The organism is Lacticaseibacillus sp. 53-4, assembly GCF_016861805.1.
In the GTDB taxonomy this organism is placed as follows: domain Bacteria; phylum Bacillota; class Bacilli; order Lactobacillales; family Lactobacillaceae; genus Lacticaseibacillus.
Map to the genome: position 1 here is coordinate 1 of NZ_BOLT01000008.1, position 20,018 is coordinate 20,018.

General features: G+C 55.6%; 16 protein-coding genes, 1 tRNA gene and 1 rRNA gene. All 18 read left to right on the forward strand.

The genetic code is table 11. The features are described from left to right. Positions 1-277 precede the first annotated feature (277 nt). The 18 genes from rrf to JUF21_RS04750 all read left to right on the forward strand — a co-directional run bounded on the left by rrf (position 278) and on the right by JUF21_RS04750 (position 20,016). Positions 278-394 (forward strand): 5S ribosomal RNA (gene rrf, locus JUF21_RS04665). 243 nt (positions 395-637) lie between these two features. Beyond that, positions 638-725: transfer RNA gene (locus JUF21_RS04670), tRNA-OTHER, on the forward strand. 131 nt (positions 726-856) lie between these two features. After that, positions 857-2,086, forward strand: coding sequence for a carboxylate--amine ligase (locus JUF21_RS04675; protein ID WP_203663240.1), 1,230 nt, complete (start codon positions 857-859; stop codon positions 2,084-2,086). Between the two features lie 3 nt (positions 2,087-2,089). After that, entirely contained in the window at positions 2,090-3,100 is a 1,011-nt protein-coding gene (locus tag JUF21_RS04680) for a peptidoglycan bridge formation glycyltransferase FemA/FemB family protein (RefSeq protein WP_203624862.1), read from the forward strand. A gap of 211 nt (positions 3,101-3,311) precedes the next feature. Next, positions 3,312-3,635 carry a co-chaperone YbbN gene (locus tag JUF21_RS04685; RefSeq protein ID WP_203624861.1) on the forward strand — a complete coding sequence of 108 codons (324 nt, stop codon included), beginning with the start codon at positions 3,312-3,314 and terminating at the stop codon, positions 3,633-3,635. Then, entirely contained in the window at positions 3,625-4,368 is a 744-nt protein-coding gene (locus JUF21_RS04690; protein ID WP_203624860.1) for a threonine/serine exporter family protein, read from the forward strand. Before JUF21_RS04685 ends, JUF21_RS04690 begins: the two co-directional genes overlap by 11 nt. A gap of 15 nt (positions 4,369-4,383) precedes the next feature. Then, positions 4,384-4,842, forward strand: a complete 459-nt coding sequence (locus tag JUF21_RS04695) for a threonine/serine exporter family protein (protein ID WP_203624859.1) — start codon at positions 4,384-4,386, stop codon at positions 4,840-4,842. Between the two features lie 298 nt (positions 4,843-5,140). Further along, positions 5,141-6,808, forward strand: a complete 1,668-nt coding sequence (locus JUF21_RS04700) for an alpha-glucosidase (protein WP_203663242.1) — start codon at positions 5,141-5,143, stop codon at positions 6,806-6,808. Beyond that, entirely contained in the window at positions 6,808-8,550 is a 1,743-nt protein-coding gene (locus JUF21_RS04705) for a glycoside hydrolase family 13 protein (RefSeq protein WP_203623947.1), read from the forward strand. The genes JUF21_RS04700 and JUF21_RS04705 overlap by 1 nt, the downstream gene beginning before the upstream one ends. Before the next feature lie 111 nt (positions 8,551-8,661). Beyond that, on the forward strand, positions 8,662-10,923 hold the full coding sequence (locus JUF21_RS04710) for a glycoside hydrolase family 65 protein (RefSeq protein WP_203663289.1): 2,262 nt from the start codon (positions 8,662-8,664) through the stop codon (positions 10,921-10,923). Next, positions 10,916-11,596 carry a beta-phosphoglucomutase gene (gene pgmB, locus JUF21_RS04715; protein ID WP_203623946.1) on the forward strand — a complete coding sequence of 227 codons (681 nt, stop codon included), beginning with the start codon at positions 10,916-10,918 and terminating at the stop codon, positions 11,594-11,596. Before JUF21_RS04710 ends, pgmB begins: the two co-directional genes overlap by 8 nt. Before the next feature lie 6 nt (positions 11,597-11,602). Beyond that, on the forward strand, positions 11,603-12,730 hold the full coding sequence (locus tag JUF21_RS04720; RefSeq protein WP_125758226.1) for an ABC transporter ATP-binding protein: 1,128 nt from the start codon (positions 11,603-11,605) through the stop codon (positions 12,728-12,730). A gap of 163 nt (positions 12,731-12,893) precedes the next feature. Further along, positions 12,894-14,132, forward strand: a complete 1,239-nt coding sequence (locus JUF21_RS04725; RefSeq protein WP_203623945.1) for an extracellular solute-binding protein — start codon at positions 12,894-12,896, stop codon at positions 14,130-14,132. A gap of 60 nt (positions 14,133-14,192) precedes the next feature. Next, entirely contained in the window at positions 14,193-15,551 is a 1,359-nt protein-coding gene (locus JUF21_RS04730; RefSeq protein WP_125758228.1) for a carbohydrate ABC transporter permease, read from the forward strand. 4 nt (positions 15,552-15,555) lie between these two features. Beyond that, positions 15,556-16,413: a sugar ABC transporter permease gene (locus tag JUF21_RS04735; protein ID WP_203623944.1), complete on the forward strand. Its 858-nt coding sequence runs from the start codon at positions 15,556-15,558 to the stop codon at positions 16,411-16,413. Between the two features lie 179 nt (positions 16,414-16,592). Continuing rightward, positions 16,593-17,549, forward strand: coding sequence for a LacI family DNA-binding transcriptional regulator (locus tag JUF21_RS04740; RefSeq protein ID WP_125758232.1), 957 nt, complete (start codon positions 16,593-16,595; stop codon positions 17,547-17,549). A gap of 337 nt (positions 17,550-17,886) precedes the next feature. Continuing rightward, on the forward strand, positions 17,887-19,080 hold the full coding sequence (locus JUF21_RS04745) for an ABC transporter substrate-binding protein (RefSeq protein WP_203663245.1): 1,194 nt from the start codon (positions 17,887-17,889) through the stop codon (positions 19,078-19,080). A 57-nt stretch (positions 19,081-19,137) separates the two neighbouring features. Continuing rightward, complete coding sequence (locus JUF21_RS04750) at positions 19,138-20,016, forward strand: branched-chain amino acid ABC transporter permease (RefSeq protein ID WP_203623942.1); 879 nt, start codon at positions 19,138-19,140, stop codon at positions 20,014-20,016. Positions 20,017-20,018: the final 2 nt, after the last annotated feature.

The following is a 20,018-nucleotide window of genomic DNA, read 5'->3' on the forward strand; positions in this document are numbered from 1 at the left end:
TCAGGTAGATAGGCTGGAAGTGGAAGTGCAGCGATGCATGGAGCGGACCAGTACTAATCGGTCGAGGACTTAACCAAGTACAGTGCGCAGCTTTGGCGATCTTAGGCCAATGGCTAGCCTAGCTTGGGACTTTGCCGGCGCAGCCGGTGAAGGCCAAAGCGTAGCTAGACACTTGGCCGTTGCCAAAGCGGAGCACGACTAGCGAAGCAAATACGGTTCAAAGCATTTAAAACAATGATAGCCAGTTTTGAGAGCGCAAAGCTTTCAACAAAATAAGTGCGGTGGCGATAGCGAGAAGGATACACCTGTTCCCATGCCGAACACAGAAGTTAAGCTTCTCTACGCCGAGAGTAGTTGGTGGGTGACTGCCTGCGAGGGTAGGAAGCTGCCGCGCTTAAAGTAAGGACCGAGTGATCGGTCCTTTTTTGTGTTGCAGGGGAATGGCTTTTCAGTCTCACAGAGTTGGTCAACAAGGAGCTAAATGAAACTTTTCAAAGGACCAAATACTACGTGGACCTGGGATCAGCGCAGGGTATCACACTAAAGAACTGTTAATTCATGAGAATCTTATGATGGTTTCATGAAATTCATTTACATCGCTTGGACCGTGTCCTATACTAAACACTGTTAGTCATATGGAGAGTTGGCAGAGCGGTAATGCTGCGGGCTGCTTGCAGCCTGTGAGCGCAGAAATGCGTAGGGGGGTTCGACTCCTTCGCTCTCCTTAAAGCCGGTCGTCTCGGGGGTTCCCCGAGACGATTTTTTATTGTTAAAGCCGGCTCTGCAGCCTTGCCCGCATGGGCAGTTGTGCGATAATGGACAATGTAACTAAGCCTGCATATCAAAGGAGTTCACTATGGTAGATACCAGTTCGATTATTCCAGTCCTTGTCGGCACCGATGTCAACATTTACGGCATGGCGCGTTCGTTCCACGAAGCTTATGGGGTCAAAAGTCACTGCATCGGCGTGGCCGCCTTGGCGATGACTAAGGATTCGCAGATTTGCGACGTGACAGTTGTTGATCACTTCAAGGAAAACGAAGAGTTTGTTGCCGCGCTGCTCGACATGGCGAAAAAGTACGGCAAGCCTGGGGTCAAGCCGATCCTGATCACAGCAGGCGACGAGTACACGGAGCTAGCCATTCGCAACCGCGAGGCACTGGAGGATACCTACATCATTCCGTACCCGAGCGTGAAGGTCCTGGACAGCGTCTACTACAAGGATCATTTCTATCAGCAATGCGAGGAAAATCACCTGCCGTACCCCAAGACAGTGGTGGTCAACCAAGAGAACTACGAGCAAAAAGTGGCCGACCTGGCGCTCGCGTTTCCAGTTGCGATGAAGCCCGCTGATGCGGCGCAGCAGATCGCGATGGATTTTCCCGGGCAGCGCAAGGCGTACAAGTTCACCGCCAAGGACCAGATCCTGACGATGCTGAAGCGGACTTATGATGCCGGTTACCGCGGCAACTTTCTGCTGCAGGACTTCATTCCCGGCGGCGACACCGCGATGTATACCATCAATTTCTACGCGGATCTGGATTCCAACGTGCGGCAGATGACGATGGGCCGGCAGCTGCTGCAGGACCCATCCGATTTTCTGGTCGGTAATTACGTTGCCACCTTCATCGAGTACCATCAGGACATTGAGGCGCGCCTGGCTAAGTTTATCAAGAACATGGGCTACACCGGGTTTGGCAACTTCGACCTTAAATACGACGTGCGCGATCAGGAGTTCAAGCTGATTGAGCTGAACCCGCGCCAGGGCCGCAGCGGCTTTTACACCACGGCTTCAGGCCACAATCTGATCAAGCCGATGGTCGAAGACCGCGTGTTCCACCAGCCGTTCACGGCACCCGAGCTGGCCAAGAACGATTACCTCTGGCTGGGGGTCAATCCCGACGACGCCGTGGCTAATGTCACCGATCCCGAGATCAAAAAGCATATGCAGACACTGATCGATGACGGCAAGTGGGGCAATACCCTAGAGTATCCGGCGGACAAGAGTTTCCTGCGCAATCACCGGATCAAGAAATACTACGCGAGTTACAAGGCCCGCTTTGCGGCCAAAAATGAAGGGAAGTAAACAATGCCAATCGTTGATTTAAACAATCAAGAAGCCGTTGCCCGCTACGAAAAATTCGTGGAAGACGCCCCGTACACCTCGGTGACCCAGTCCGTTGCCTGGTCGAAGGTCAAAAACAACTGGTCCCCGCTGTACGCTTACCTGGAAAAGGATGGCCAAATCACGGCCGGTATGTCGATCCTGACCGTCACGGACAAGGCTGGTAACACTTTTGCCTACTGCAGCAAGGGTCCAGTCTGCGATCCGACTGACATTGACACGATCGATGCGCTGGTCCAGGAGGCGCTGCCTGAACTAAAGAAGCGCAATGCTTTCTTACTGCGGATGGATCCGGAGCTGGATTACACGGATGAGCTGAACGCTGCCTTTCAGAAACATGGCTACGTGACTCGCAATCGCAAGTTCCATGGCAACCATGACACGATCCAGCCGCGGTTCAACATTGTGCTGGACATCAAGGACAAGGACATTGATGGCGTGATGGCCACAATGACCGGCAAGACCCGGACCAAGATCCGCCACGCCATGAAGAGCGGCGTCGAAGTCGAAGTCGGTGATGGCGAAAAGCTGATGCCGGAGTTTTTTGAGGCCTACAAGACGATGAGCGAGATCCACGGCATCACTTATCGGCCGCTGGCGTACTTTGATCGGATGTCTGAGGCGTTTGCCGGCAAGGATCAGATGAAGGTCTTCATCGCGCGAGTCGATGGCCAGCTGCAGGCTTCTGCGATTGCCTTCGCGTTCGGCGACAAAGTTTGGCACATGTACGGCGGCTCCATGCGAATCAAGAATTCATTGATGATCCCCTACCTGCTGCAGTACGAAATGATCAACTGGGCCTGCCAGGAAGGCAAGGCCAAGTACGACATGGGCGGCGTATGGGGCCTGGACAGCTCCGATGGGTTGTACCGCTTCAAGCACCCGTTCGCGCCTGACACCCCGGTTCACGAGTACATTGGCGAGCTGGATTACGTGATGGATCAGGCCGCGTACGATGAATTCACTAAAGAATAACCATTAGCGCCGTGGTGACACGGCTTTTTTGCTGTCGTGGATCCAAATGGCAACTGGAAAATGATAAACTAGGTTGGTGATGAGGCGTCCAGGTTCAACTTGGGCGCCATTCTTTGAAGTGGCAGCTGGGCTGAGATCAGCCGCTGCTGGCGTGCCTATTCAAACGCGCCGGGTGCATGCTACAATCAAAAAATGAAAGGACGGGATGAGGATGCCGACAGCAGTGACGAGTGAGACGATGACGACCCACCTAAGTGAGGGCCTGACGGTGGTCGATTTGTGGGCCGAGTGGTGCGGCCCATGCAAGATTTTGAGCCCGCTGCTTGCCGAGCTGGAGCAGGAGCTGCCCATGCGCGTGTTGACGCTGAACGTCGAAGGCGACACCGCCGTGGCCGATCAGTTCCACGTGCAAAGCATTCCCACGATGCTGCTTTACTGGCAGGGCAAGCCGGTGGAAAAAGTCACCGGGGCGTACCCCAAGGCCAAGCTGCGTGCCCACTTCACCCAGTTTTTGGAGGCGCACGATGGAAAATGAACTGCTGACGACGTGCTTGCTTGCCGGCCGCATCATGATCGAAGGCGGGAGCGAAATGTACCGCGTTGATGACACCATGACGCGCATTGCGCAAAACGCCGGTGCGCATTCGGCGCGGGTGTTTACCACGCCGACTGGGCTGTTCATCGGCATTGACGGGCCAGCGACCGTTCAAATTGCCCCGGTGGCACAGCGTGGCATTGACATGGAAAAAGTGGCCGGGGTGAACAATCTGTCGCGGCAGTTTGCGGCCGGTCAGCTGACGCTCAGCCAGCTTCACCAGGCGCTGGAGACCCTTGACGCGCACACGCCATTTTTCCCGGTGTGGCTGCAGATCCTGGCTGCGGCGCTGTGCTCAACGACCTTGATGGTGATTTTTGCGCAGACCTATGACTGGTTCGACATGCCACTGGCCGCTTTGGTCGGCGCGCTTGGGTTTGCCGCCTACTACAAGGTCTCCAGCCTGACCAAGCTGCAGTTCATTTCCGAGCTTTTGGGCGCGTTTGTGGTCGGGCTGACCGCCTGGGTGGGCGTGCGCCTAGGCGTGGGTCGTGACATCAACAACATCATCATCGGCGCGGTCATGCCGCTGGTGCCTGGGGTGGCGATCACCAACTCGATCCGGGATATGCTGGCGGGACACCTGCTCTCCGGCATGGCGCGCGGCATGGAGGCCATTCTGTCGGCCTGTGCCATCGGCGTCGGGATCGCGATCATTTTTCGGTTTTTCTAGGCAAGGAGGGGCGTCATGCCATTAGCCTTACAAGTGCTGGTTCAGGTCAGCTTCTCTTATCTGTCCACCATTGCGTTTGCCATCATCATTAATGTGCCGCACAAGGCGCTGAACCTGGCCGGTTGGGCCGGAGCCGCCGGGTGGCTGGTGTACTGGACGCTGATGCAGCTCAGTACCGGCCGCATGCTGGCGAACCTGCTCGGCGCGCTGACCATCGGGCTGTGCGGAATTGTCTTTTCTCGCATCAAAAAAATGCCGGTGATCATTTTCAACATTCCCGGCCTAGTGCCGCTGGTGCCAGGGGCGACCGCGTACCAGGCGGTGCGGGCGCTGGTGCTCGGTAATCTGGATCAGGCGCTGTCGTTGACGTTTCGCGTCGCCATGGTGGCCGGCGCGATCGCGGTCGGCTTCCTGCTCGCGCAGCTGGTGGCCGAAATGACCTACCGCAAGCCTGCAAAAACCGCGAAAGCATGATATAATACCGTTATGCGATGAGTCGAGTAACCAGTAATGGTGAAAGGTCGGCTGATCAGTCGGGCGCGTCCCGACACCCAGCGGATTCCGGGGATCAGTGGTCTTAGGTTGTGGAGCCAGCGGACCTGACTGGAAACAGTTCTGACATATGCGCGCGAACCAGGATCAAACTTGGCTCGCGCGTTTTTTGTGTGGGCAAAATCGGGTGGGACCGGTTTTTGATAGCGGTAACATGGCCTTAATGCTTGTCTGCAACTAGCCTCATCCCCTAAGCTGAGAAGCGAAAGGAAGGGTGAATATGGGCGCTTGGTATGAGCACGCAATCATTTATCAGATCTACCCCAAGTCGTTTCAAGACAGCAACGGCGACGGCATCGGGGATTTGAAAGGCATCGAGAGTCGGATCCCCTACCTTCAGGCGCTGGGGATCAACACGGTGTGGCTGAATCCGTTGTTTGTATCGCCCCAAGTGGATAACGGGTACGACGTGGCCAATTACTATGCTATCGACAAACGGATGGGGACCATGGCGGACATGGAGGCGCTGATTGCGGCGTTTCATCGCGCAGGCATTCGCGTGCTGCTGGATTTTGTGCTTAATCACACGTCTGATCAGCACCCGTGGTTTCAGGACGCGATTCGCGACCCGCACAGCATTTACCGCGATTACTACATCTTTGACGGCAAAGACGGGCGGCGGCCGAATAACTGGGGCAGCTTTTTTGGCGGCTCGGTCTGGGAGCCGGATCCGGCAGGCACCGGGCAGTCCTATTTCCACTTGTTTGACAAGCGCATGCCAGACCTCAACTGGGCCAATCCCGAGGTCCGTCAGGCCATGGGGGACGTTGCTGAGTTCTGGCTGGCCAAGGGGATCGACGGGCTGCGGCTGGATGCGTTCATCCACATTGCCAAGGCCAATTTGCATCAGGATTTTCCGGCGGACAATGAGAATCCGGTTGTCGCGGAACCATTCTTCGCCAACCTGCCTCAGGTCCAAGAATGGCTCAGGCCGTTTTGCCAGCGGCTTCGCAGCGATTACCCCGATGTGTTTTTGCTGGGTGAGGCTTCATCTGCAGATCCGCATTTGGCGGTTGATTACACCGCGCCGCACAATGGCTTGATGGATTCGGTGATCACGTTTCGCTACTTCACGGATGACGAATCGCACCTGGATCCTCGGCTGCCCGCCACGTTTCAGCCCAAGCCGCTGGATTTTGCCGCGTTCAAGCATCACCAGCTCATTTGGCAGCAAACCTTGAACAAGGTGGCGCCGCCGACGTTATGGTGGAGTAACCACGACTTGGCCCGGCTGCGCACGCGCATTGCGAAAAATGACACCCAGGCGCGGTCACTGGCGATGCTCATGTATCTGCAGCGCGGCATTCCGGTGATTTACTACGGCGATGAACTGGGACTGAAGAATCTTGAATTTGATTCGGTCGCCGCTTTTCATGATCAAACGGTGGCACCGTTTGTGGCGCAGGCAAAGGCGGCTGGCATGACCGAAGCTGCCGCCTTAAAGCTGGTGTCACAAACGCACAAGCTGCCTGCCCGAGGGCCCATGCCCTGGGACCAGACCGCACATCACGGCTTTTCGCCAGCCACCCCCTGGCTGACCGGGCGCGCGGCAGAAGACACCAGCGCCGCCGAGCAAGCCGGGAAGGCTGGGAGCATGCTCCAATTTTATCGGCAGCTGATTGCGTTGAAGAAGCGTCCGGTGTTTCAAGATGGGGACTATTTGATGCTCACGACATCGGCAGACCTCTACGTGTACCAGCGGACGCTGGGAGCTGCGCGCGCGCTCGTGGCGGTTGAGCTGAGCGGCCGCGCGGCAACAGTGACACTGCCCAGTGGCGACTACCACTTAAGTTTAACTGCCGGTTCGGCAAAGCTGAACGGCAATCAGTTGACGCTTGCCCCATATGCGGGCGCGGTTCTAATCAATAATGAAGGAGACCAAGCATAATGAATACTGCAGCACTCCGGCACCGGCCGGAAAGTGAAGATTGCTACCTGTACACCAAGGGGTTGTTGACGTTGCACTTCCACACCGCCAAGGACGATGTGGCCAAGGTCACTTTGATCTATGGGGATCCCTACCTGACGGTGCTTGATCCGGCGACGAACAAGCCGGTTTGGCGGTACCAAACGCTGGCAATGCGCAAAATCGGGACGGGCCAAACTGAGGACTACTGGTCCGTTGATCTGCGGATGCCGTATTCGCGGTTGCAATATCAGTTTTTGGTTGAAGGCGCAGATGGGACCACGGTTCTGTATTCGGATCGGGGCCTGCGCGAGGATACCCCGGCCAACCGTACGGAAAATGTTTTTCGGATGCCCTACTTTCACGAGCTTGACCGGGTGAAGACGCCTGATTGGGCCAAGGAGACGGTTTGGTATCAGATTTTCCCTGAACGGTTTGCCAATGGGGATAAGCGCAATGACCCGGCTGGCACCAAGCCATGGCGGCCGGCTGATCACCCGGGTCGGGAGGACTATTACGGCGGGGATCTCCAGGGGGTGCTTGACCACTTGGACGACCTGCAGGCGCTGGGGGTCAACGGGCTGTATTTTTGCCCGTTGTTCACGGCGGCTTCGAATCATAAGTACGACACTATCGATTACTTTGACATCGATCCGGACTTCGGCGATAAGGCGCTGTTTGCCAAGCTGGTTGCTGAGGCCCACAAGCGCGGGATGAAAGTGATGCTGGACGCCGTCTTTAACCACATTGGCGAGCGCAGCCTGCAGTGGCAGGACGTCCTGAAAAATGGTGAAAAGTCGCGGTTTGCTTCCTGGTTCCACATCAATTCTTATCCACTGACACCTTTCAAAGACCCTAACCAAGGGGCGAAAGCGCCGCAGTACGAGACTTTTGCTTTCGAGCCGCACATGCCTAAGCTCAACACAGCCAATCCGGAAGTGCAGGATTATCTGCTGAACGTGGCGACCTACTGGATCAAGACGTTCGACATCGACGCTTGGCGGCTGGACGTGGCCAACGAGGTCGATCACCACTTCTGGAAGCGGTTCTACCAGGCGACGCAACAGGCCAAGAAGGACTTTCTGATCATCGGCGAGGTGTGGCATTCCAGCCAGCCGTGGCTGAATGGGGATCAGTTCTCCGGGGTCATGAACTACGCCTACACCGAGCAAATCGAGGATCATTTTCTGACCCACAAGCTGGATGCCGAGAGCCTAGTCGCGCTGTTGACTGACCAGCTGATGATGTACCGACCGCAAAATGATCAAGTGATGCTGAACATGCTGGATTCTCACGACACCGCGCGGCTTTTGACCGTGGCGCACGGGGATGAAGACCTGGCCATGCAGGCTTTGGCCTTCACCTTCACGCAAACCGGCATGCCGTGCATCTACTACGGCACAGAAATGGGCATGGCCGGTGAAAATGATCCCGACTGCCGGCGCCCAATGGACTGGTCCAAACTCAACGGGCCGGTTTGGCAGCGGATCCATGCGCTGATCGCCTTTCGCAGGCAGTACGCCGAAACGCTCGGCACAGGCACGACCCGCCTGACCGTGACGCCGAGCGGGCTGATCAAAGTGGCCCGCGACGGTAAGACGCACATCGAGGGGTACTTCAACACGACCGACCAGCCCGTTGCCTTGCCCGTCGACCCGGCTTTGGCCCAGGCGTATCAGGACGGTCAGCTGGCACCTAAGGGGTTTGCGCTGGTGGTGTTGTGAGATCTTGATAGCGGTAACAGAATATTCGGCCTATTAAAAACGCTTTCACCACGAGATAATCAAGTTGTAAATCAGTGAACCGCCTCGGCGGTGCAATTGGGGATATAAATGATGAAACGGATTTTTGAAATTGACCCGTGGCTGGTTCAAAGCCACGAACTCCATCCGCAGGAAATGCGCCTGCAGGAAAGCTTGACGGCGATCGGCAATGGCTACATGGGGATGCGAGGTAATTTTGAGGAAGGCTATTCCGGCGACCACTTGCAGGGAACTTATCTTGGCGGCGTGTGGTTTCCAGACAAGACGCGCGTCGGCTGGTGGAAAAACGGTTACCCCCAATACTTTGGCAAGGCGATCAACGCGCCGAGCTTCATTGGGATTGGGATCCGCATTAATGGTGAAGCCGTCGACCTGGCAACTGGCAAGTATCACGACTTCCGCATTGCCTTAGACATGCATCAAGGACTGCTGACGCGGACGTTCATTTACGAAGCCCAAGGCGCGACCGTTCAACTCACTTTTCGCCGCTTTTTGTCCAACGAAATTAAAGAAGCAGCCTTGATCGAAGTCCGCGCCCAAGTCCTCAGCGGCCACGCCACCATCGCCTTTGCTGCCACGCTTGACGGGAACGTCAGCAACGAAGACAGCAACTACGATGAGCGCTTCTGGCAGCCGGTTGCGGAAGATGCGCAGGCCCAAAGCATTCAGCTGATCACGAAGGCGAACCCTTACCAGGTGCCGCGCTTCACCGTGCTGCTGAAACAAGCACTGCGGGTCAACGGCCAGACTGCCCAAACGAGCAATGAAACAGCGAGTGGTCAAGCGGCCGCCCATCTGAGCGCCACACTTGCCGCCGGCCAAAGTCTCACGTTAGAAAAAGACGTGATTGTGGTGACCAGCCGCGACGTGGCCCCGGAAAAGCAGCCGCAAACCGCAAGTGCCTTGATGACGCAGTTGCAAACTGCCTCATTTGATCAGCGCCTGGCCAGTCACACAGCCATTTGGGCCCGCCGGTGGGCGCAAAGCGATGTGGTGATCGACGGCGATGCGGCAGCTCAGCAAGGGATTCGCTTCAACATCGCGCAGCTGTTCATGACGTATTACGGCGAAGACAAGCGGCTGAATGTCGGGCCCAAGGGCTTCACCGGTGAGAAGTACGGCGGTGCGACGTATTGGGACACTGAAGCCTATGTCGTGCCGATGTATCTGGCGGTGACGCCGCCAGATGTGACCCGAGCGCTGCTGGAATACCGGCACGATCAGTTGGCCGGCGCTTACCACAACGCCCAGCAGCAAGGCCTTAAGGGTGCGCTGTTCCCCATGGTGACCTTCAACGGCATCGAGTGCCACAACGAATGGGAAATCACCTTCGAGGAGATTCATCGCAACGCGGCAGTCGCGTTTGCGATTTATCAGTACACCGCATACACCGGCGACGAGAGTTACGTTAACCACGACGGGATGGAAGTGTTGGTCGGGATCAGCCGCTTCTGGGCCGATCGGGTCCATTTCTCCAAGCGCAAAGGCCAGTACATGATTCACGGCGTGACCGGCCCCAACGAGTACGAAAACAACGTTAACAACAACTGGTACACCAATACGATGGCCGCCTGGGTGCTCGAGTACACGTTGGCCCGGCTGCCCAAGGCTGATTCAACGCTGGTCAAGGCACTTGGCGTCACCGCCGAGGAGAAGGCGCACTGGCAGGACATCATCGATCGGATGTACTACCCGGTCGACAAGCAGCTTGGCATCTTCGTTCAAAACGATACGTTCCTGGACAAGGACCTGCAGCCGGCCAGCGCGATTCCAGAAGATCAGCGCCCCATCAATCAGCACTGGTCTTGGGATCACATCCTGCGCAGCCCTTACATCAAGCAGGCGGATGTTTTGCAAGGCATTTACTTCTTGAATGACCGCTTCACGCGGGCCCAAAAGGAGCGCAACTTCGATTTCTACGAGCCGCTCACGGTGCACGAAAGTTCACTGTCGACTTCGATCCACGCCATTTTGGCGGCGGAGCTGGGTAAGCAGGAAAAAGCCGTTGAGTTGTACCGGCGGACCGCGCGCCTGGACCTTGACAATTACAATAACGACACGGCCGATGGGCTTCACATTACGTCTATGACCGGTTCGTGGCTCGCCATTGTCCAGGGCTTTGCGGGGATGCGGTACGACCACGATCAGTTGCGCTTCAAGCCGTTCTTGCCCAAGCAGTGGTCGCATTACAGTTTCAAGCTCAACTACCGCGGCCGGCTGCTGGCCGTCGACGTTGGGCAAAAGACGTTGGTCACGCTGCTGACTGGCGCCCCTCTCGACATTGAAGTCGATGGGCATGCGGTTCATCTGGTGAAGGAGGCAGCCCATGCTTAAGGGATTGTTGTTTGATCTTGATGGGGTGCTGACTGATTCCGCCAAGTATCACCTGCAGGCCTGGAACCAGCTGGCAAAAGATCTCAATATTACGCTGCCGCCAGAGGCCAATCAGCAGCTGCGGGGGCGCTCACGGCTGGATTCATTGAATCTGGTCCTCAGTTACGGGCACCAGGAGAATCGTTACACCAGCGCGCAAAAGGCCGCCTTCGCCAAGACCAAGAATCAGATGTATCTGCACCTGATCGAGGCGATGACCCCGGCAGACATTCTGCCCGGCATTAGTGACTTGCTCGCGGCAGCAAAGGCTGCCCACCTCACGATGGTGATCGCCTCGGCCTCGCGCAACGCCCCGGCGATCCTAAGCCGCCTCGGGCTGGCCGAGCAGTTCGACGGGATCGTGGATCCGGCCACGCTACACCGCGGCAAGCCTGATCCTGAGATTTACGAACGGGCGCAGGCCTTAGCCAAACTGAACACCACAGAAGTTGCGGCGTTTGAAGATGCTGCGGTGGGCGTTTCGGCAATCAAAGCAGCCGGTCAGTTCGCCGTTGGGATCGGCGATCCGGCAGTGCTCTACCAGGCAGATTACATTGTGCCAAGTACGGCAGCGCTAAAGCTCGAGGATATTCAGCGTGCCTATACAACGTGGCTGGAAAGAAAGGAAGCATGAGGACAAATGGTTGAAATCGATCTGGACCACCTATATAAAAAATACGACGACGGCGAAAATTATGCAGTCGAGGATTTTGACCTTCACATCAAGGACAAAGAGTTCATCGTGTTTGTTGGCCCTTCTGGGTGTGGGAAATCCACGACCTTGCGCATGATTGCGGGGCTGGAGGACATCAGCAAAGGCGAGCTGAAAATCGCCGGCAAGGTCATGAATGACGTGGCACCCAAGGATCGCAACATCGCCATGGTCTTCCAAAACTACGCGCTGTACCCGCACATGACGGTATACGACAACATGGCCTTTGGGCTCAAGCTCCGGCACTACAAGAAAGCCGACATTGATGACCGGGTCCAAAATGCAGCAGGGATTCTGGGCCTCCAGCCGTTTCTTGACCGCAAACCGGCTGCGCTTTCCGGCGGCCAACGCCAGCGGGTCGCGCTTGGCCGGGCGATTGTGCGGGATGCGCCAATCTTTCTGATGGACGAGCCGCTTTCCAACCTGGATGCCAAGTTGCGGGTCTCGATGCGAGCCGAAATTGCTAAGCTTCACCAGCGCCTGAACACCACCACGATTTACGTCACCCATGATCAAACTGAGGCGATGACGATGGCGGACCGGGTGGTGGTTATGTCAGTGGGCCACGTTCAGCAAATTGGGACACCGGCTCAGGTATACGAGAATCCTCGCAACAAATTCGTCGCGGGCTTCATGGGCTCGCCGTCGATGAACTTCTTCAACATGACCTATCACAATGGCGTGGTTTCCGACGGTAAGCACGTGACCCTCAAGGTGCCGGAAGGCCGCGCGAAGATTTTGGACGATCAGGGCTATGACGGCAAGGAGTTGATCTTTGGGATTCGGCCTGAAGACATTCACTCCGAGCAGGCCTTCTTGGATACCTGGCCGGATGCCGTGATCGATTCGACAGTCACGGTTTCCGAACTGCTGGGCGCTACGGAGCAGCTTTACCTGAAAGTTGACGATACCGAATACATTGCCAACGTCAACGCCCGCGATTTCCACAGTCCTGGCGACGCAGTCAAAATGGGGTTTGACGTCAACAAGGCCCACTTCTTTGACAAGGACACGGAGATGGCGATCACGAAGGACCCAGTGCCGTTAGAGGGCTAATGTGAGTTCGGCGTGCCGCGCCGGCGGACTGGGTGTCAACAGACACCGATTGGGTCGCGGCAGTCAGTTTTTCTCGCAGGTGGCAAAACCGCCTGCATGTCGACCTTCGTTATTAATTTAGGTTTCATGTTCTTATAAAACATTTTTTGGGAGGAATAACATCATGAAATTATGGCAGAAATTTGCTTTAGGCAGCACTGCACTACTTTCAGCAACGGTTCTGGCTGCTTGCGGCAATTCTGGTTCCGGCTCCTCAAGCAGTAGTTCAGGCAAAAATGGCGTGTCCGGTTCGGTCAAGCTTTGGGTCGACAACACGCAGGTCAGCTCCTACAAGTCAATCGTGAAGGATTTCAACAAGAAGTACCCAGACGTGAAGGTCAAAGTGACCCAGAGTCCTAACGGGTCCTCGAACGCGAAGACTGATGTGGCTAAGGATCCTTCGAAGGCTGCAGACGTGTTTGAAGTGCCAAATGACCAACTCGGTCAAATGGCTTCTGCCGGCTACATCAACCCGCTTTCTCCAGATGCCACCAAGACCATCAAGCAGGATAACGTTGATAGCGCCGTTAAAGGCGTCACCTGGAAGAACAAGCTTTACGCCTTTCCGTTTGCGATGCAGGCGCAGACTTTGTACTACAACAAGTCTAAGCTGAGCGCTGAAGACGTCAAAGACTGGGACACCATGACGGCGAAGAGCGTTGTGGCAACGGACTTCACGGTTCCTTATAACGTTTACCCGATCTTCCTGTCGGCCGGCACTTACATGTACGGGAAGAGCGGCGAAGATCTGAAGGGGACTAACGTCAACACCCAAGAAGGGGTCAACGCGATGGAATGGTACGCCGCGCAAAAGAACAACAAAGGCGTCATGCAGACCTCTAGCATGCTCAACCAGCTCAAGTCTGGCAAGGCCGGTGCGATTCTCGACGGCCCTTGGGACGCTGTGAACATCAAGAAACTGTTGGGCAAGAACTTCGGCGTTGCGCCGTACCCAACCATCACGATCGGCGGCAAGAAAGTTCAAATGCAGGCCTTCCTTGGAATTGAAACCTTTGCGGTCAACTCTCACACTGCCACCAAGAACCAAAAAGCCGCAGCCACGCTGGCTCAGTACATTACCAACAAAGCGTCGCAGCTGGTCATCTACAAAGATCAGGGTCAGATCCCAGTTGATAAGTCAGCCCAGCAGACTGCAACCTTCAAGAACGATCCAGTGGCTGTCGCCGTCAAGACGATGTCGCAGCCAGGTCACTCCACACTGATGCCGAAGATGCCTGAAATTGCGACGCTTTGGGATCAGGCCGCGCCACTGATCAACGGTGCTTACAGCGGTTCAATCAAGCCTGCCGACTACATGACGAAGCTGACTTCATTCCACAATGCCGTTTCTAAAGCCAACTAGGCGTTGAACGTTCTGATGGTTGAGCTTGACCAATCTTGTACGTAAAGGAGAAGGTAGCGTATGTTCAGGAGAAAAAATAAACTCCCACCGGCAGCAACTTATCGGGAAGTCTGGCGCAAGGGCGATTGGACGACAAAGCTCTCATTCTTTGTCATGGGCGCATCGGCGCTGAAGAATCGCCAGTGGGTCAAAGGGGCAGCGTTCCTGATCACAGAAGTGGCCTTTCTGATTTGGCTGGTTTTCAGCGGCATTTCCTCGCTCAGCATGCTGAGCAACCTGGGGACGCTCAAGACCAAGAAAGTCGTTTTTGATCAGTCGCAAGGGGTCTATTTAACCAAGCTGCCGGACAATTCCGTCGTGATCTTACTCTTCGGGGTGCTGGCGGTGATCTTGCTGATCGCGATGGTGGGCCTGTACTGGGTCAACCTGCGTTCGACCCGGAAGTTATATGTGTTGAACCGCGACCACGGTCACATTGAAACCAACGGTGAGGAATTGGCGTCGTTGCTCGACGAGCGGCTGCACAGTGTCCTGCTGACGATCCCGATTATTGGGATCGTGGCGTTCACTATCCTGCCCACGGTGTACATGATCTCAATGGCGTTCACGAACTATGATTCCCACCATTCGATCGGCTTCTCCTGGACTGGGTTCCAAGCCTTTCACAACGTGCTTTCTGGTGATTTAGCCGGAACCTTCTTCCCCGTGCTCGGCTGGACCTTGATCTGGGCGGTTTGTGCGACGGCGACGACGTTCTTCTTCGGCGTCCTGCTGGCGATGCTGATCGAATCCAAGGGAATCAAGCACAAGGCCTTCTGGCGCACCATGTTCATCATTGTGTACGCGGTCCCGCAGTTTGTTTCTCTGCTGATGATGGCACAATTTCTTGACCTTCAGGGGCCACTGAACAACCTGCTGTTATCCTGGCACTGGATCGCCAAGCCAATCAACTTTATTGGGGCCTCTGCTAATCCGCTCGTGGCTCGGATCACGGTGATCGTCGTCAACATGTGGGTCGGGATTCCAGTTTCAATGCTGGTGTCCACGGCGATCATTCAGAACTTGCCGGAAGATCAGATCGAGGCGGCCCGGATGGACGGTGCTAACCCGTTCCAGGTCTTCAAGTCGATCACCTTCCCGCAGATCCTGTTCGTGATGGCACCATCCCTGATCCAGCAGTTCATTGGCAATATCAACAACTTCAACGTCATTTACCTGTTGACCGGGGGCTACCCGATGAACAACAACTACAGTGGGGCTGGTGATACCGATTTGCTGGTGACCTGGCTGTACAACTTGACCTTTGGCCAGACGCAGCGGTACAACGCTTCGGCGGTCTTAGGGATCCTGATTTTCATCATCAGTGCGGTATTCTCACTGTTTGCTTACCGGCGGACGAACGCTTTCAAGGAGGGCTGAGATCATGAAATCATACAAAGCACAGCGGCGCCTTTCGCTGAGCCTCCGTTACGTTCTGCTGGCCGTGTTGGTGGTCGTGTGGTTGTTTCCCATTGTTTGGATCATTTTGGCGAGTCTCTCGTACAACGATACCGGGTTTGTGTCGACCATTTGGCCCGAGAAATTCACGCTGAGTAATTACACGGGAATGCTGCTGAACAAGCAGTACCCGTTCCTGGACTGGATGCGTAACACCCTGCTCGTGTCCACAGTGTCGATGATTTTATCGACCTTCATCACGATTTCCGTTGCCTACACCCTGTCGCGGCTTCGCTTCGCTTTTCGGAAGAAGTTCTTGCAGATCGCGTTGATTCTGGGGATGTTCCCCGGGTTCATGTCGATGATCGCCTTGTACTACATTCTAAAGAGCTTCAACATGCTGAACCTTGCGGGGTTGACGATGGTCTATGTCGGCGGTGCGGGACTTTCCTTCTACATCGCAAAAGGGTTCTTTGACACCATTCCGCGGTCGATCGATGAGGCCGCAGAGATGGATGGCGCGACCAGGTGGCAGGTTTTCCTGCACATTGGGCTGCCGCTGTCCAAGCCGATGATCGTTTACACGGCCTTGACCACGTTCATCGCCCCATGGGTCGACTTCATTTTCTCCGGGATCATCCTGTCTTCTTCAGGCAACCCGAAGAACTACACGATCGCGTACGGGCTTTATAACATGCTGCACAGTGCTAAGGGCACCTCAACCACGTTCTTCACCCAGTTTATTGCCGGGTGTGTCATGATCGCGGTCCCAATCACCATTTTGTTCGTGATCATGCAGAAGTTCTATGTCAACGGGATCACTGCCGGGGCGGACAAAGGTTAATGGATCCAGCGTCGTTCAAGCGCTGGTGAGTGTCTGAACTCGGCTTCGGCCTCCAACCGGAAGGGATCTGACTGGTAACGGTCAGGTCCCTTTAGTTGTCCGGCCGCCGCGTGAGGCGCTGTCTGAGTTGGTGTAAAATGAGTGGTACAAATCAGTGGTGAATCTTCAGGAGGGTCCTCATGGTTACTTTGTCAGATGTCGCAAAACAGGCTAACGTGTCTAAAATGACTGTTTCGCGAGTGATCAATCATCCAGAACAGGTGACGCCGGAATTGCGGTGCCTGGTCGAAGAGGCGATGACGGCGTTAAATTATCATCCCAACTCAGCAGCCAAGGCCCTGGCCAACAATCGCACGAACGTCATCAAAGTGGTGATCCTGGAAGACATTGATACAACGGAGCCGTATTACATGAGCCTGATTTTTGGCATTGCCAAGGGGCTGGATAAACAAGGCTATGCGCTTCAGCTGGTCACTGACCGAGCGCACCTCACTGGGGGAAACCGGGCCGATGGGTTCATCGTGACTGGTGAGCGGGCCAAGGATATTCCGCTGATCGAACAGCTGACCCAGCCGTTCGTCATTTTTGGTGAGAATCGCTACGGTTTTGATTACATCGACAGCGACAATAAGGCTGGCACGGCCTTGGCAACGAATTACGCCTTGGCCAAGAATTATCAATCGATCGTCTTCATCGGGCTGGACGTGAAAGAGTCCTTTGAGTACTCAAGAGAGGCGGGGTACATCAACACCCTCCAGCAACACCAAAAGATCCCGCAGATTTACCGGCTGGCGAATCACTCGCACGTGTCTCAGGCCTTTATCACCGATAACTGGCACAAGTTTGCGCCGGACACCTGCTTTATTTGCGCGTCTGATCGCATTGCGGTGGGCGTGGAGCGCGGCATTCTCGAAAACGGCGGCAACGTGCCCCGCGATTTTGGCATTATCGGCTTCGACGGGGTCTTTCTCGATCAGGTCGCGAACCCGCAACTGACCACGGTGAAGCAGCCGGTTCAGCAGCTGGGTGAGCTGCTGGCTCGCATGCTGCTGCAGAAATTGGCGCAAAGCGGCGCGCAACAGGGCGAGGTCCTGGTGACGCCAGAATTAGTGACACGTGGCAGCACGCGTGATTAATTAGTTGATCCGTAGCGGCAGTGGCCGTTACGGGTTTTTTTGGCAAATTTTAAAATAGCGGTTGACGATAATGAGTAGTTGGTGTAAATTCTAATCATTAACTAATTTAAGGAAGGGTGAGCTTTCATGAAACAATCAATCGATCAGTTCTGTGCAGCTCGCTCTTTCCGCAGTTTGGCCTTGTTGTTGCTCGAGTAGGACCCGGTCCGTTAGCGCAAGCTGATGTGAACAGGCCCTCATTCGCGTGATGATGGGGCCTGCCAGATGCGGCCTCATCATTGATGAGGCCACTTTTTTTGAAAAGCATCTGACACTTAAGGGAAAAGGGAGATCAGTTATGAAGATTTCGATGAGAAAAGTGATGCTGGGCGCGATCACGGCCGTGAGTGCGATTGCCCTGGCTGGGTGTGCGACGACTTCCGCCGGCGATAAAGGCAATTCTAGTACAGGTAACACCGTGAAAATCGGCATGAACATGGAGCTGTCCGGCGCCGCTGCCGGCTATGGGAACCAGATGAAGCAGGGCTTTGACTTGGCGGTTAAGCAGATCAACGCAGACGGCGGGATCAAGGTCAACGGTAAGAAATTGAAGATCAAGACTGTGATCCGCGACAACAAGTCCACGACTTCCGGTTCCAGCTCCGTTGCCGCCCAGCTCGCCGGCTCCGATGGCGTCTCCGCGATTGTCGGCCCTGCCACCACCAACGACGGGACCGCGGCGATTCCGAACATCACCAAGGCCAAGGTGCCATCCGTTTCCCCAAGTGCCACCGACCCGGATTACACCCTGCAAAAAAACGGCAAGGTTCAGCCGTACGTGTTCCGCGCCTGCTTTGAAAATAACTTCCAGGGCGAAACCGCAGCGCACTTTGCCAACAACACCCTGAAGGCCAAGAACGTCGCGATTCTTGAAGACAACTCAAGCGATTATGGTACCGGGCTCGCCAAGGCCTTCAAGTCCGCCTTCAAGGGCAGCGTTGTCTCGACGCAGTCCTTCTCCGAAGGCGACAAGGACTTCAACGCCCTGCTGACCGGGATCAAGAATAAGAATATCGATGCCATTTACGTTCCGGGTTACTACTCTGAGGCCGGCCTGATCATCAAGCAGGCCCGCTCGATGGGCATCACCGTGCCGATCATCGGCTCCGACGGCATGGCAGACCCGAAGCTGGCTGAAATCGCTGGCAGCGAGAACGCGTCTGACATTTACTACACCACGCCATTTTCCACCAAGTCTGGTTCCACGAACAAAATGGCCCAGACCTTCATGGGTGACTTCAAGAAGCAGTATCACACCGACGCGCCGACGTTCTCCGCGCTGGCTTACGATTCGGTCCTGATGGTTAAGCAGGCGATTGAGGATGCCAAATCCACCGATTCCGTCAAGATCGCGCAGGCCCTGGCCAAGATCAAAGACATGCCAGCTGTGACCGGTGCCATGACCGTCAACAAGACGCATGATCCGGAAAAGCCGATCATGATCGAAAAGCTGACCAACGGCAAGGTCGTATCCGCTGTCGAACAGAAGTAATGATTGCTTGAAGCACCGGGCTTACGCCTGATGCCACCCAGATTAGGAGGCGCTCTCGTGCAAACCTTTTTCCAGCAATTGATCAACGGCTTGAGTCTCGGCAGCATTTACGCGCTGCTGGCCCTCGGCTACACCATGGTCTACGGGATCATTAAGCTGATCAACTTTGCGCATGGGGACATTTATATGATTGGGGCCTTTTGGGGCTACTATGTGATCAACCAATACCACGTCGATTTCGGCGTGGCTTTGGTGTCTTCAATGGTCATTTGCGCCGCCCTGGGGATGCTGATCGAATATCTCGCATACAAGCCGCTGCGCAACTCGCCGCGGATTACCGCGCTGATCACCGCGATCGGCGTCTCGTACTTCCTTGAAAACGGCATGTCCTTCCTGTTCGGTGCCAACACCCGCAACTTCCCGCAGGTGGTGGCCTCGCACCGCTTCACCGTGTTCGGCGTGGCGGTGACCAACATTCAGCTGCTGATCGTGACGGTGTCGTTGGTCCTGATGGTTGCGCTGCAGCTTATTGTGCAGCACACCCGAATGGGGACGGCGATGCGTGCCGTGGCGGTCGACCAAGAGGCCGCCGAGCTGGTCGGCATCAATCCCAACCACGTCATTTCCTTCACCTTCGGCCTGGGCTCCGCCTTGGCCGGGGCGGCCGGCGTCCTGATCGGACTGTATTACAACTCGATCGACCCCCTGATGGGCATGGTGCCCGGCATCAAAGCCTTCGTGGCGGCGGTTGTCGGCGGCATCGGGTCGATTCCAGGCGCCGCGCTCGGCGGATTTCTCATCGGCATTTTGGAAACCTTCGTGCAGGCGATCGGCCTGTCGGCGTATAAGGACGCGGCGGTTTACGTGGTCCTCATCGTGATCCTCGTGGTCTTGCCGGCCGGGATCTTTGGCAAAAACGTGAAGGAGAAGGTGTGAGC

Excerpts from the sequence above, each read along its gene's own strand:
- JUF21_RS04675 (WP_203663240.1), top strand. The coding sequence starts at position 857 with ATGGTAGATACCAGTTCGATTATTCCAGTCCTTGTCGGCACCGATGTC.
- JUF21_RS04680 (WP_203624862.1), top strand. The coding sequence starts at position 2,090 with ATGCCAATCGTTGATTTAAACAATCAAGAAGCCGTTGCCCGCTACGAA.
- JUF21_RS04685 (WP_203624861.1), top strand. The coding sequence starts at position 3,312 with ATGCCGACAGCAGTGACGAGTGAGACGATGACGACCCACCTAAGTGAG.
- JUF21_RS04690 (WP_203624860.1), top strand. The coding sequence starts at position 3,625 with ATGGAAAATGAACTGCTGACGACGTGCTTGCTTGCCGGCCGCATCATG.
- JUF21_RS04695 (WP_203624859.1), top strand. The coding sequence starts at position 4,384 with ATGCCATTAGCCTTACAAGTGCTGGTTCAGGTCAGCTTCTCTTATCTG.
- JUF21_RS04700 (WP_203663242.1), top strand. The coding sequence starts at position 5,141 with ATGGGCGCTTGGTATGAGCACGCAATCATTTATCAGATCTACCCCAAG.
- JUF21_RS04705 (WP_203623947.1), top strand. The coding sequence starts at position 6,808 with ATGAATACTGCAGCACTCCGGCACCGGCCGGAAAGTGAAGATTGCTAC.
- JUF21_RS04710 (WP_203663289.1), top strand. The coding sequence starts at position 8,662 with ATGAAACGGATTTTTGAAATTGACCCGTGGCTGGTTCAAAGCCACGAA.
- pgmB (WP_203623946.1), top strand. The coding sequence starts at position 10,916 with ATGCTTAAGGGATTGTTGTTTGATCTTGATGGGGTGCTGACTGATTCC.
- JUF21_RS04720 (WP_125758226.1), top strand. The coding sequence starts at position 11,603 with ATGGTTGAAATCGATCTGGACCACCTATATAAAAAATACGACGACGGC.
- JUF21_RS04725 (WP_203623945.1), top strand. The coding sequence starts at position 12,894 with ATGAAATTATGGCAGAAATTTGCTTTAGGCAGCACTGCACTACTTTCA.
- JUF21_RS04730 (WP_125758228.1), top strand. The coding sequence starts at position 14,193 with ATGTTCAGGAGAAAAAATAAACTCCCACCGGCAGCAACTTATCGGGAA.
- JUF21_RS04735 (WP_203623944.1), top strand. The coding sequence starts at position 15,556 with ATGAAATCATACAAAGCACAGCGGCGCCTTTCGCTGAGCCTCCGTTAC.
- JUF21_RS04740 (WP_125758232.1), top strand. The coding sequence starts at position 16,593 with ATGGTTACTTTGTCAGATGTCGCAAAACAGGCTAACGTGTCTAAAATG.
- JUF21_RS04745 (WP_203663245.1), top strand. The coding sequence starts at position 17,887 with ATGAAGATTTCGATGAGAAAAGTGATGCTGGGCGCGATCACGGCCGTG.